Genomic DNA, 12,371 nt, shown 5'->3' with positions numbered 1-12,371 from the left:
CTGCCGTTCTGCTCTCCGCTGACCGGCCCTGCCGACCCGGCCCCCTGTGCCCGCCGATCCTCCCCGCCCGCGCATGCCGCCGCTGCTTCCCGCCGTCGCTTCCCGTCACCGCCCGCGCCTGCGGCCGGGGCGCTACGTCAGCATGGGGTAGCTGCCCGTGTTCGTCGGCGCGTGTTCCGGGAGCCACAGGACGGCCACCGCGCCCTCCGCGGGAACGTGCTCCGGCGCCCCCGCCGCCCGTACGTTGCGGAAGGTGAGCCGGGCGCCCAGTACCCGGGCCTGTCCTGAGGCGATGGTCAGGCCCAGGCCGTGGCCCTGGCCCGCCCGGTCCGCGCTGCCGGTGCGGAAGCGGCGCGGGCCGTCGGCGAGCAGTTCCTCGGGGAAGCCGGGCCCGTGGTCGCGGACGCGGATGACCCGGCCCTCGACGGTGACCTCTATGGGCGGCTTGCCGTGCCGGGCGGCGTTGGCGAGCAGGTTGAACAGCACCCGCTCCAGGCGGCGCGGGTCGGTCGTGACCTCCGACTCGTGCACCACCCGTACCTCCGCCTCCGGGTCCTTGGCGGCCACCCGCCGGGCGACGAACTCGCCCAGCAGGATGTCCTGAAGCTCGGCCCGCTCGGTGGCGCCGTCCAGCCGGGCCACCTCCAGCACGTCCTCGACGAGCGTGCACATCGCCTTGGCCCGGTCCAGGACCAGTTCGGTGAGCCGTCCCGGCGGCAGCAGTTCGGCGGCGGTCAGCAGCCCGGTCACCGGGGTGCGCAGCTCGTGCGCGATGTCGGCGGTCACCCGCCGCTCGGCCTCCAGCCGCTGCTGGAGCGTGTCCGCCATGGCGTCCACCGCGCGCGCGAGGTCGTCGGTCTCGTCCCGTACGACACCGCCGATGGCGTCCAGCACCCGGACGTCGGGCTCTCCCTTGGCGACCTGGTTCGCCGCCGTCGCCGCCTTGCGCAGCCGCCGCGACATCTGCCCGCCGATGAGCACACCGAGCGCGCTGCCGCCCAGCACGACCGTGATCGAGCCGATGACCAGCGCCTGGTCGAGGTCCTTCAGTATGTTCGTGCTGCGGTCGGTGATGTGGGTGTGCAGGGACAGCACATGACCGTCCTTGACCGGGACCGCGGCCCAGATGTCCGGCACCTCGCCGCTCTGCTCGCTGATATAGGTGGCCCGGCGCCCGGCCTCGACCCGCTCCCGCAGCGCGGCGGGCAGGTCGGGGTCGTCGATCTTGATACTGGGGAAGTTCGGCCGCCCGGACAGCTCGTAGTTGCGCTGGGCGAGCTGCACCCGCTCGTCGGTCAGGTCGCGCGCGTTGTCCAGCATCGAGACCCGGGCCGCGTTGTGCACGACCAGGCTGAGCGCGACCGCCACCAGCGCGCCGACCAGTGCGATGGCCGCGCTCAGCTTCCACCGGAGCCCCGTGCGGATGCCCGCCGGCAGCAGTCGTCCGCGTGCCGGACGCCGAATGAACCCCCACATACCGTCGCTCCGCTCAGGCCTTCAGCTTGTAACCGAAGCCGCGGACCGTCTCGATCCGGTCCTGGCCGATCTTCGCCCGCAGGCGCTGTACGTGGACGTCGACGACGCGGGTGTCGCCGCCCCAGCCGTAGTCCCACACGCGCTCCAGCAGCTTGTCGCGGGAGAGCACCGTGCCCGGCGCGGACGAGAATTCGAGGAGCAGCCGCATCTCGGTCGGGGTGAGCGCCACCGGCTGGCCGGCCCGGTGCACCTCCATGCCCTCGGTGTCGATCTCCAGGTCGCCGAAGGCCAGCACCCCGCCGGCGGCCTCCGCGGCGTCCGCGGCCCGCGCGACCCCGCCGGCGTGCCCGAAGCGGCGCAGCACCGCGCGGATGCGGGCGACCAGGACGGCGCCGTCGAAGGGCTTGGTCACATAGTCGTCGGCACCGGCCTCCAGGCCCAGGACGACGTCGATGGAGTCGGCGCGGGCGGACAGCATGATCACCGGCACGGTCGACTCGTCGCGGATGCGCCGGCACAGGCTCACCCCGTCCAGGCCGGGCAGCATGACGTCCAGGAGGGCGATGTCGGGGCGCCTGGCCCGGAACGCGTCCAGGCCCGACAGCCCGTCGGGCATCGCGGTGACCGCGAAGCCGTCCCGCTCCAGAGCGAGTTGGGTGGCCTCGCGGATGACGTCGTCGTCCTCGACGAACAGGACGTGGGTCTGGTCTGCCATCCCGGTGCTCTCAGTCCTCATGTGGTTCTCGTGCCGTCGTCCATGTGACGGTCCTCAGGCGGTTCTCGTGCCGTCGTGCATCTGTCTGCCGGTCCTCATGCGGTTCTCGTGCTGTCGTCCAGGTGACGGTCGTCATGCGGACTTCGTGCTGCCGTCCGTCTGACGGTCGTCATGCGGTACTCGTGCCGTCGTTCATGTGACGGTCGTCCCGGGCGCGAAGTTCGCCGGGGACGGCCGTCAGTTGCCCGGTGCCGCCGACGGGACCGGCTGCGCCGAGCCGCCGACGGTGTCGCCGTAGTCGGTGTGGTGGGCGGAGACCGCGGTGAAGCGGTCCGTCTTCCAGGCGTAGGTGATCACGTTCTCCCCTGAGGGGCTCGACACCGGATCGCCCTTCTCGTACACCTGCTTGGTCACCGTCAGGTCGCCGCGGTCGATCTCGGCGTAGACGGGTGACTCCTCGCTCCTGAACACGTTCTGGTACCTGCCGCCCTCGCTGTGATACACATACGCGCCTACTCCCACCGCGTCGCCGCAGGTCAGGACGTTGACCACGACGTCGTCGACGGTCGCGCCGGTCAGGTCGCCGTAGGACACGTCGACCGGGTACTCATCGGCGGCGCACGGCTTGAGCTCCCGTTTGACCGCGGAGGAGACCTTCGGGTCGTCCTTGACGAGGGTGACCGCGTTCACCCGCCGGAAGGCTTCGGAAGGGCTGGGCACGGGGGAGGCCGCGGCGCCCGCGGCCGAGTCGGCATGGGCCGGCCCCTCGTCACGGGCGCCGGTGCCCCCGGCGGCACAGGCGGTGGCGAAAAGGGCGAGGGCGGCGAGCACGGCCACCGCCATGCTCACCGCCTGCGCACTCCCTCGGGCACTGGGCCCGGCGCCCATCAGGCCGCGCAACGCTCCTGCTCCTCACGCTCCAGCGCGCGTGCGTCCAGATCGCGCGCCTCCAGCTCCTCGCGGAGCCGGGCGAGCGCCCGGTGCAGCGTGCTCTTGACCGTTCCGGCCGACATGCCGAGGGCGGCGGCCGTTTCCTCCGTGGACATCTGCTCCCAGTGTCGCAGCACCACGACGCTGCGTTGCTTCGGAGCGAGCACCTTCATGATGTCCATGAGCAGCGCCCGGTCGGCGTGCTGTTCGGTGGCGTCGTCCACGGACGCGTCCGGCAGCTGCTCGGTGGGGACCTCTTCCAGCTTGCGCGCCCGCCACCACTCGGTCCGCGTGTTGATCATCACCCGGCGCAGATAGGCGTCGGCGAGCCGCTTGTCCGCGATGCCCTCCCAGCGGCCGTACGTCCGGGCGAGTGCCGTCTGCAGCAGATCCTGGGCGTCGACCGGGTCCGGAACCAGCCGGCGGGCACTGCGCAACAGCGCGTCCTGCCGGGTGCGGACGTACTCCTCGAATTCGAGCACCTCGCCCTGCGCCATTCCAACCGCCTCCGTTCCCCGTTCTGCTACGGCTCCGTGCCAGTCATTCCGTGGTCCGGTGGTCTTCCGGGCACGAAAATGAAGTTACGGAGCGCTTGTCACGGGGCTGTGCGGAGCAGCCTGCGGATGGCACTCGGCTGTCCGTCGGTTGTGTAACGGAAGTAGGTTCGGGGTAAGGGAGCCCTTCTCTATGTCCTATTTTGGGAGGCTTTGCCGCATTTGGGAACGGCAATCGAGCGCCCTCATCTGTGACTTGTTCGTACGTCAGCTCATCGGAAGCCGGTACCGGCCACCCATCAGCGGCTCCACCAGACCGTCCGCGACCAGTCCGTCGAGCGCCCGGGCGCGCTGCACCGGCTCGTGCCACACCCGGTCCAGGGCCGCCTGCGCGACGGGGGCGCGCGCCTCGCGCAGGACGGCGAGGAGCTTGCCGCGCACCTGGCGGTCGGTCCCGGCGTACGTCTGGCCGCGGCGCGGCGGACCCTCGTGCTCCGGCTTGCCCGCCAGCCGCCAGGCGCACTGGTCGGCGATCGGGCAGCGCAGGCACGTCTCGTTCTTCGCCGTGCACACCAGCGCGCCCAGCTCCATCGACGCGGCGGCCCAGCGGGCGGCGGTCCGCTCCTCCACGGGCAGCAGCTCACGGGCAAGCCTGCGCTCGGCGGCCGTGGTGGCGTTCGGCGGGTACTGCACGCCCGTGACCGCCCGCGCGAAGACCCGGCGCACATTGGTGTCGAGCACGGCGTGCCGCTGCCCGTACGCGAACGAGGCCACCGCCGCCGCCGTGTACTCGCCGATGCCGGGCAGCGCGAGCAACTGCGCGTGGTCCGTCGGTACGTCGCCGCCGTGCCGCTCCGTTATGGCGACCGCGGCGCCGTGCAGCCGCAGGGCGCGGCGCGGGTAGCCGAGCCGGCCCCAGGCGCGGACGGCCTCGCCGGGTGCCTCCTCGGCGAGATCGGCGGGGCGCGGCCAGCGGGCCAACCACTGCTCGTAGACCGGCAGGACGCGGTTGACCGGCGTCTGCTGGAGCATGAACTCGCTGACCATCACACCCCAGGGGCCCGCCTCGGGGCGGCGCCAGGGGAGGTCGCGGGCATGGGCGTCGAACCAGGCGATCACGGGGTCGTGGAGCTTCTCAGTCATGGCCCTCCGATCCTGCCACGGGTGGGGCTGACGCGCTTCGCGGCGCCACCGGGCCGGGGCGCGGCGGATGAAGGGCATGCCTTTCGACGGCAGTTGCCGGGATGATGATCTGTAAAAGTTGCACTCGGACGGCGGGTGCCGCAAGCCAGCGCGCCGATCTCTCGTAAAGTTTGCGCCGTGGGATCTCTGCGCAATCCGATCGGGCCGCTTCCCTCCTCCATCTACTGGCGGCGGAGGGTCGTACTGGCGACGGTGGTCGCCCTGGCGGCGCTGCTCGTCACCTGGATCGTGACCTCGGGCGGCGGTGGCGGGAAGAAGAAGGACACGGCCGGGTCCGACGGCAAGAACCCCGCGTCCACGATCACGCCCGGGCCGTCCCCGTCCGGGTCCGCGATCAGCGAACATCCGGGCGGGCGGGACGAGTCGGGCGGCGGTGCCTCCGGCGGCGACGGCGACGGTTCCGGGACGGGCGCGGGCGGCGCCTCCGACGATCCGTCCGGGGCGGACTCCAGTGGTACGGCGGGCTCCGGTTCCGGTTCCGGCGGCGGGTCGGGCGGTGGCGGTACCGGCCCGGCCACGGGTACGGGGCCGACGCTCCCTGCTTCCTCCGGGCTGCCCAAGTGCAGTTCCGGGGCGGTCACCTTGAGCCTCCGCAGCCTGCACAACTCCTACTCGCCCGGGCAGACGCCGACGTTCGAACTCACCGCGAAGAACTCCTCCGCCGCCGACTGCAAGGTCGATCTCGGCCCGAAGAACGCCGTATTGACCATCACACCGGCGGACGCCGGGGACGCGTACTGGTCGTCCGCCGACTGCCCCAAGGGCGCGGGCAGCCTGGTGTACCGGGTGCCGGCCGGCAGCAGCATCACCTACACCGTGAAGTGGGACCGCAAGCCGAGCGCCCCGCACTGCGCCACCCCGCCGGCGGGCTCGGCCGGGACCGGCACCTATCTGATGGAAGCGGCGGCACCGGGCTTCAGCAAGGCCCAGACGTCGTTCGTACTGGCGGCCGACTAGGGTCCGGGGGACTGGCTGCGGGCCGGTGGCGGACCGGGGTCAGGCTGCGGGCCGGTGGCGGACCGGGGTCTGGCTGCGGGCCGGTGGTCGATGGGGCCCGGTGGGTGCGGTGTCCCGGTGGTCGCCCCGTATCCGTTGTGCCGTTCCGCCGTCAGCCGGGCCCGATGAGGAAGAGTTGCCGGTCGTCCTTCCCGCTGCCGTCCGCCGCCTCGTCCGCGCAGCGCTCCGTCACCGCCGCCGCGCCCGCCGCATCGCCGTCGCCACGGATGGCGACGCACAGGCCGTCACCCGTCTCGGGGCGGAGCCGCCACCCGTCGGTGCCCTCGGCCCGGTCGATGCGGAACCGCTGGAGACCGGCCGTGCAGTCGTTGCGGGGTTCGAGCATGTTCCGGAACGGTTCGTCGACCAGGAGGGTGAGACAGCCCTTGCCCTGGACCGGATGGTCCCACTGCACGCGGTACAGGCCGCCGTCGGCCCGCAGCAGATACGTACGCGGTGGAACGGCCTGAGCGCAGGACCGCTGGACCGCCACCACCTTGCTCGCGCCGCCGGAGTTCACCTCGCCGTCGGTCAGACACAGCTGCGGCGCCCGTGCCGGACGGATGCGGGACAGGCCCGGCGCGGGTCCGGCCCGGTCCTTGCCCTCGTGCTTGTCTCCGCCTGTGTCCTGCGCCATCAGCGCCAGGGCGCCTACGACGAGCAGGGCGACCGCGCCCAGGGAGGCGACGGCGGTGACGGAGGCCGTACGGGTCCGGCTGCCGCCGAGGAGCGACGGGCGCCGGTTCCGGCCGTCCGCCGCGGCGGAGCCCAGGGCCGCCCGGCCGTCTCCGGCAGACGCGAACGCGGACGCCGACGGGGATCCGGGCGCGGGCGGGGACACGGATTCTGACGGGGATTCGGGCTCGGGTTCGGGTCCGGGGGCCGTGGCCGGCTCGGGTCCGGACGCGATCCGCTCCCGTGCCGCCAGCCAGGCGGCCACGTGCCGTCCGGCCCCGCACGCCCGTACCAGTGCCGCGACGATCTCCGCGCGCGGAAGCGTGTCCCGCTGGAGCACGTTCGCCAAGGTGCTGCGCGCGAGCACGTCGCCGTGGTCGGCGGCCCGCTGCTCCAGCAGGCGGAAGGTCAGTCCGCTCTGCTCCTTGAGCCGCCTGAGCAGCGCAACGTACTCGGCGGCGGTCCGTGCCGCCTCCGGATCCGGTAAGTCCCCCGTGATCGCCATGCGGTCATTGTGATTGCGGCCCACAGCGGCGACAACCCCCCTGCGGGCCTCGCCGGGCGGCCCCGGCCGCACAGTCCGGACAAGTCGCTGACCAGCCCGGACAGCCGTACGTCTGTCCCGGACACCGAAAGCCGTTGCCGGACACGGGACGGTCGCCCAGTCTCGGTTGCTGTCGCGGTGGCCCGGTCCGACGGGGGAGGGCCGGGTTGCCGCGGCCCACAGCCGCACAGCCGCATGGCCGCACAGCCCTTTGGCCGCACAGCCCTGCGGCCCCGCGGCCCAACCGCCCAACCATCCACCGGACAGGAGTCCCCTCATGACCGTGCACGGCACGCAGGCCCGCCGCCTCGTACCGACCGCCGCACTCGCCACCGCCGTCGGCGCCGCCCTGCTGCTCGGCGGCATGGCCGCGCCCAGTTGGGGTGCCACCGCGGCCAAGTACCCGGGGCAGGTCAAGTGCCCGAAGGGCGACTACCAGGTGTGCATCGACGGCGGCCCGGGCGGCTTCACCATCAGCGGCCGGACGTTCTCCGGCCATGACAACGCGATCTTGCTGCGGAACGTCTCGAAGGTCACCGTCAGCGGGAACACCTTCAGGAACCTCAGCGGCTCCGACGGGTTCGCCGGCGTCCACGTGCAGAACTCCTCCGGCATCGTGATCCGGAAGAACGCCTTCTCCGGGCTGCGCAACAGCGGAAACATGCACGGGGTCTACCTGGTGAAGACCTCGGGCAGCACCGTCAGCGGCAACAAGTTCTCGTCGATCAGCGGCGACCCGGTACGGATCAGGAACGGCAGCCGGAACAACACGGTGAGCGGGAACACCTTCACCAAGGCCGGTCAGTACGCCATGTTCAGCGAGTGGGGCCGGCTGGAGAAGGGCGAGACCTGCGGCAGCGGCAACGTCTTCAAGAACAACAAGTACGGGCCCGGCTACTACGGCAAGCGGCTCCCGACGATCAAGTGGGGCGGCCGGGGCGGCGGCAGCACCGGCATCAAGCTTGCCTGGAAGAGGTGCAGTAAGGCGAGCATCGTCGACAAGGGCGGCAACACCAGGCGGTAGGGCTCGTACGGCGATCAGCACCGCGCGGTAGAGCCCGTACGGCGATCTTCAAGCCGTCGGCGGTCGCGTCCCGCCGGACAGGTCCTCGCGTCCCGCCGGATGGTCCTCGTGCCCCTCCGGCGGGGCGCCACCCCTGCACCGAGAACCAGACCACCCGAATGGCCCAGTGAATCACCTCAGGAATGGCCCACTGCTATGGGCCGCTTTGCGTCTACGGTCGGAGCAGCGGAGTACGAGCACGCCAGGGTCGAGCGTCCGCGCCGGGCCGGCCGCCCGCGGTGGCCGGCCCGGCGGCCAGGCACCGGCCCGCGCCGACCAGGCGTGCGCCCCGCCGACGACGTCCCCCATCCCTGAGGAAGACTTCATGCAAGCCATCACCGTCCAGGACCGAGACGCCGGAGTCGGCGGCCTCACCCTGTCCGATCTGCCCCACCCGCGTGCCGCGGAGAACGACGTGATCGTGCGCGTCCACGCGGCCGGCTTCACCCCGGGCGAGCTGTCCTGGCCCGGCACCTGGACCGACCGGGCCGGCCGCGACCGCACCCCGAGCGTGCCGGGTCACGAGCTGTCCGGCGTGGTCACCGAACTGGGCTACGGCACCACCGGCCTGACCGTCGGTCAGCGGGTCTTCGGGCTGGCCGACTGGAGCCGCGACGGCTCACTCGCCGAGTACACCGCGGTCGAGGCCCGCAACCTCGCCCCGCTCCCGGCCGACGTCGACCACATCACGGCCGCCGCCCTGCCGATCTCCGGGCTCACCGCCTGGCAGGCACTCTTCGACCACGCCCGCCTCACCACCGGCCAGACCGTGCTCATCCACGGTGCGGCGGGCGGCGTCGGCTCCATCGCCGTGCAACTCGCCCGTGAGGCCGGTGCCCGGGTGATCGGCACCGGCCGGGCCGATGACCGGGACACCGCCCTCGGCCTGGGCGCGGACACGTTCCTCGACCTCGGGGCCGAGCGGCTGGCGGAGGCAGGCGACGTGGACGTGGTGTTGGACGTGATCGGCGGCGAGATCCTCGATCGTTCCACCGCACTGGTGCGTCCCGGCGGCACGCTGGTCACCATCGCCCACCCGGTGACCGTCCACCCGAAGGACGGCCGGGCCGTCTTCTTCGTCGTCGAGCCCGACCGCGCCCGCCTCGCCGACCTCGCCCGGCGGCTGCGGGACGGGCGGCTCAAGCCGATCGTCGGGTCGGTCCGGCCGCTCGCCGAGGCGGCCGCCGCGTTCGCCCCCGGCAGGCGCACCCCCGGCAAGACGATCATCCGCGTCGCCGAAGACCGAGAAGCCTGAGCCGGTAGCCGGTAGCCGGTAGCCGGTAGCCGGTAGCCGGTAGCCGGTAGCCGGTAGCCGGTACCCCCATGGTTGGCGGCAGCCGGTGCCCAGGAGGATCAGGCGATCGGGCGAGCCGGCCGGCAGGTCAGACGTAGCGTTCGAGGATCGACGACTCGGCCAGCCGGGACAGGCCCTCCCGGACGCTGCGGGCCCTGGCCTCGCCGACCCCGTCCACCGTCTGGAGGTCGTCGACGCTCGCGGCGAGGAGTTTCTGCAGGCCGCCGAAGTGCTCCACCAGCCGGTCGATGATCGCACCGGGCAGCCGCGGCACCTTGGCCAGGAGGCGGAAGCCGCGCGGCGACACCGCGGTGTCCAGTGTCTCGGGGGAGCCGGTGTAGCCCAGGGCGCGGGCCACCGTGGGGAGTTCGAGCAGTTCCGCATGGCTGAGCGCGTCCAGCTCCGCGAGCGCCTCGTCCACCGTGCGGGAGCGCTTCGCCGTCGGCTCCGGCACGTAGTCCCGGACCACCAGCTCGCGCTCGGGCTCCACGCCCGCGATCAGCTCGTCCAACTGGAGGGCTAGCAGCCGGCCGTCGCTGCCCAGCTCGACCACGTACTCGGCGATCTCGGTGGCGATGCGGCGCACCATCTCCAGCCGCTGGGAGACCGCCGACACATCGCGGACGGTCACCAGGTCCTCGATCTCCAGCGCCGACAGCGTGCCCGCGACCTCGTCCAGGCGCAGTTTGTAGCGCTCCAGGGTCGCCAGGGCCTGGTTGGCGCGGGAGAGGATAGCCGCGGAGTCCTCCAGGACGCGACGCTGGCCCTCGACGTACAGGGCGATCAGCCGCATCGACTGGGAGACCGAGACCACCGGGAAGCCGACCTGCTTCGAGACCCGGTCCGCCGTGCGGTGCCGGGTGCCGGTCTCCTCCGTCGGGATCGTGGGGTCCGGGACGAGCTGGACGCCCGCCCGCAGGATCTTCGACAGGTCGGAGGAGACCACGATGCCGCCGTCGAGTTTGCACAGCTCCCGCAGCCGGGTCGCGGTGAATTCCACGTCCAGCACGAACCCGCCCGTGCAGAGTGCCTCGACGGTCTTGTCGCAGCCCAGCACGATCAGCCCGCCGGTGTTGCCACGCAGAACCCGCTCCAGGCCGTCGCGCATGCCCGTACCCGGTGCCACGGCGCTCAGCGAGGCGCGCATCAGGCCATCGGTACCGGCACTCCCACCGGACTTTCCGGGAGCCGCTGCCCGGTCGTTGGCTGCCACTGCACTCCTCCGGTCGCAGGTTCTGGGGCGCCCCCGTCCCGCACGGGTTCGTACGGACGGGCGAGACCAGGGCAAAGTCTACCGGCGGTGCTCCGCGTCCTGCGGGGCCTCTCGACGACGGGAGCGGGGAAGCACCCTCAGCGCATCCCCTATGTCGGCCACCTCCAGGACCTTCATACCGGGCGGGATCTTGCCCGGATCGCCCGGTACGAGCGCGTGCGTGAAGCCCAGGCGGTGCGCCTCCGCGAGCCTGCGCTGCACGCCCGTGACCCGTCTGACCTCGCCCGCGAGACCGACCTCGCCGATGGCGACGAGGTTCTTCGGCAGCGGGGTGTCGCTCGCGGCCGAGGCCAGGGCCAGGGCGACCGCGAGATCGGCGGCGGGCTCGGAGAGCTTCACCCCGCCGACCGTCGCGGAGTAGATGTCCCGCTTGCCGAGCGCGCTGATCCGGCCGCGCTGCTCCAGCACCGCCAGCATCATCGACACCCGGGAGGTCTCCAGGCCGGAGGTCGTACGGCGCGGGGAGGGGATCTGCGAGTCCACGGTCAGCGCCTGCACCTCGGCGACCAGCGGACGGCGGCCCTCCAGGGTCACGGTCAGACAGGTGCCCGGAACCGGTTCGTCGCGCCGGGTCAGGAACAGACCGCTCGGATCGGCGAGGCCCGTGATGCCCTCGTCGTGCAGTTCGAAGCAGCCGACCTCGTCGGTCGCGCCGTACCGGTTCTTGACGCCGCGCACCAGACGCAGGCGCGCGTGCCGGTCGCCCTCGAAGTGGAGCACCACGTCCACCAGGTGTTCCAGCAGCCGCGGGCCCGCGATGGCGCCGTCCTTGGTGACGTGGCCCACCAGCAGCGTGGACATTCCGCGATCCTTGGAGGCGCGGATGAGCGCGCCGGCGACCTCCCGCACCTGGGCCATGCCGCCGGGCGCCCCGTCGATCTCGGGGGAGGCCACGGTCTGTACGGAGTCGAGGATCAGCAGGGACGGCTTGAGCTCGTCCAAGTGGCCGAGGACGGCGGCCAGATCGGTCTCGGCGGCCAGGTACAGATGGTCGTCGATGGCCTTGATGCGGTCCGCGCGCAGCCGGACCTGGCTCGCCGACTCCTCACCCGTGACGTAGAGGGTGCGGTGCTCCTCGCTCGCCGACTTGGCCGCCACGTCGAGCAGCAGCGTGGACTTGCCGACGCCCGGCTCACCCGCGAGCAGGACGACCGCGCCGGGCACCAGGCCGCCGCCGAGCACCCGGTCCAGCTCGGGCACACCGGTGGAGCGGGCGATCGCCTGACGGCCGTCGACCTCGCCGATGGGCAGCGCGGAGCGCGTGACGCGCCCCGGCGCCGTCGTCCGCACCGCGGGAGCGCCGTACTCCTCGATCGTCCCCCACGCCTGGCACTCGGGGCAGCGGCCGAGCCACTTGGCCGTCTGCCAGCCGCACTCCGTGCAGCGGTAGGACGGGCGGTCCTTGGGGGTCTTGGTACGGGCAGCCATGGACGAAACCGTAGCCGCAGCCACTGACAGTCCGGACCCGGCCGCTGTGACGCCACGGAGAGCGCGGGCCGCCATGACGCCATGGAGAGCGGGCCGCCGCGACAACGCCGGTACGGCGACGGCGACGGCCACCGGCAACCGCGACGCCGACGGGCTGCCGTGACGGCACGGGCACCGGCCGCCCTCGCGGCGCCGTCCGGATACGGCCGTCGGCCACCGCCGCCGGGAACAAGCCACGGAATATGACGTTCGTGTCCCCTTATGAGGGATCGTTTCACCC

The 12,371-nt window shown here is 72.5% G+C and carries 11 protein-coding genes; 3 read left to right on the top strand and 8 right to left on the bottom strand.

What is annotated here, in order from left to right; all coding sequences use genetic code 11:
* Positions 1-132: 132 nt before the first annotated feature.
* The 5 genes from cseC to ACFYPJ_RS04250 all read right to left on the bottom strand — a co-directional run bounded on the left by cseC (position 133) and on the right by ACFYPJ_RS04250 (position 4,758).
* A complete protein-coding gene (cseC, locus tag ACFYPJ_RS04270) occupies positions 133-1,476 on the bottom strand; it encodes a two-component system sensor histidine kinase CseC (RefSeq protein ID WP_389010242.1) in 1,344 nt (447 codons plus the stop codon).
* A 13-nt stretch (positions 1,477-1,489) separates the two neighbouring features.
* Positions 1,490-2,191, bottom strand: a complete 702-nt coding sequence (cseB, locus tag ACFYPJ_RS04265; protein ID WP_389010239.1) for a two-component system response regulator CseB — start codon at positions 2,189-2,191, stop codon at positions 1,490-1,492.
* Positions 2,192-2,428: 237 nt separating this feature from the next.
* Positions 2,429-3,034, bottom strand: coding sequence for a hypothetical protein (locus ACFYPJ_RS04260; protein ID WP_389011570.1), 606 nt, complete (start codon positions 3,032-3,034; stop codon positions 2,429-2,431).
* Positions 3,035-3,078: 44 nt separating this feature from the next.
* Positions 3,079-3,618, bottom strand: coding sequence for a SigE family RNA polymerase sigma factor (locus tag ACFYPJ_RS04255; protein WP_389010236.1), 540 nt, complete (start codon positions 3,616-3,618; stop codon positions 3,079-3,081).
* Positions 3,619-3,882: 264 nt separating this feature from the next.
* Positions 3,883-4,758: an A/G-specific adenine glycosylase gene (locus ACFYPJ_RS04250; RefSeq protein ID WP_389010233.1), complete on the bottom strand. Its 876-nt coding sequence runs from the start codon at positions 4,756-4,758 to the stop codon at positions 3,883-3,885.
* 177 nt (positions 4,759-4,935) lie between these two features.
* Between ACFYPJ_RS04250 and ACFYPJ_RS04245 the strand changes: the two genes are divergently transcribed.
* Entirely contained in the window at positions 4,936-5,775 is an 840-nt protein-coding gene (locus ACFYPJ_RS04245) for a hypothetical protein (protein ID WP_389010230.1), read from the top strand.
* 151 nt (positions 5,776-5,926) lie between these two features.
* Here the strand turns inward: ACFYPJ_RS04245 and ACFYPJ_RS04240 are convergent, their stop codons facing one another.
* On the bottom strand, positions 5,927-6,994 hold the full coding sequence (locus ACFYPJ_RS04240) for a helix-turn-helix domain-containing protein (RefSeq protein ID WP_389010227.1): 1,068 nt from the start codon (positions 6,992-6,994) through the stop codon (positions 5,927-5,929).
* 316 nt (positions 6,995-7,310) lie between these two features.
* Between ACFYPJ_RS04240 and ACFYPJ_RS04235 the strand changes: the two genes are divergently transcribed.
* A complete protein-coding gene (locus ACFYPJ_RS04235; RefSeq protein WP_389010225.1) occupies positions 7,311-8,057 on the top strand; it encodes a right-handed parallel beta-helix repeat-containing protein in 747 nt (248 codons plus the stop codon).
* Positions 8,058-8,421: 364 nt separating this feature from the next.
* Positions 8,422-9,351 (top strand): NADP-dependent oxidoreductase, encoded by a 930-nt coding sequence (locus tag ACFYPJ_RS04230; RefSeq protein WP_389010222.1) that lies wholly within the window; start codon positions 8,422-8,424, stop codon positions 9,349-9,351.
* 127 nt (positions 9,352-9,478) lie between these two features.
* Here ACFYPJ_RS04230 and disA read toward each other — a convergent pair whose 3' ends face one another.
* Together disA and radA are read right to left on the bottom strand one after the other, a co-directional pair.
* Positions 9,479-10,603 (bottom strand): DNA integrity scanning diadenylate cyclase DisA, encoded by a 1,125-nt coding sequence (gene disA, locus ACFYPJ_RS04225; RefSeq protein ID WP_389010219.1) that lies wholly within the window; start codon positions 10,601-10,603, stop codon positions 9,479-9,481.
* A 78-nt stretch (positions 10,604-10,681) separates the two neighbouring features.
* Positions 10,682-12,091, bottom strand: a complete 1,410-nt coding sequence (gene radA / locus ACFYPJ_RS04220) for a DNA repair protein RadA (RefSeq protein ID WP_389010216.1) — start codon at positions 12,089-12,091, stop codon at positions 10,682-10,684.
* Between the last annotated feature and the right edge of the window lie 280 nt (positions 12,092-12,371).

The sequence above is a fragment of the Streptomyces sp. NPDC006012 genome (genome assembly GCF_042871185.1).
Taxonomy (GTDB): domain Bacteria; phylum Actinomycetota; class Actinomycetes; order Streptomycetales; family Streptomycetaceae; genus Streptomyces.
Note: the sequence above shows the minus strand (reverse complement) of the source record. Positions and strands in the feature narration are given on the sequence as shown.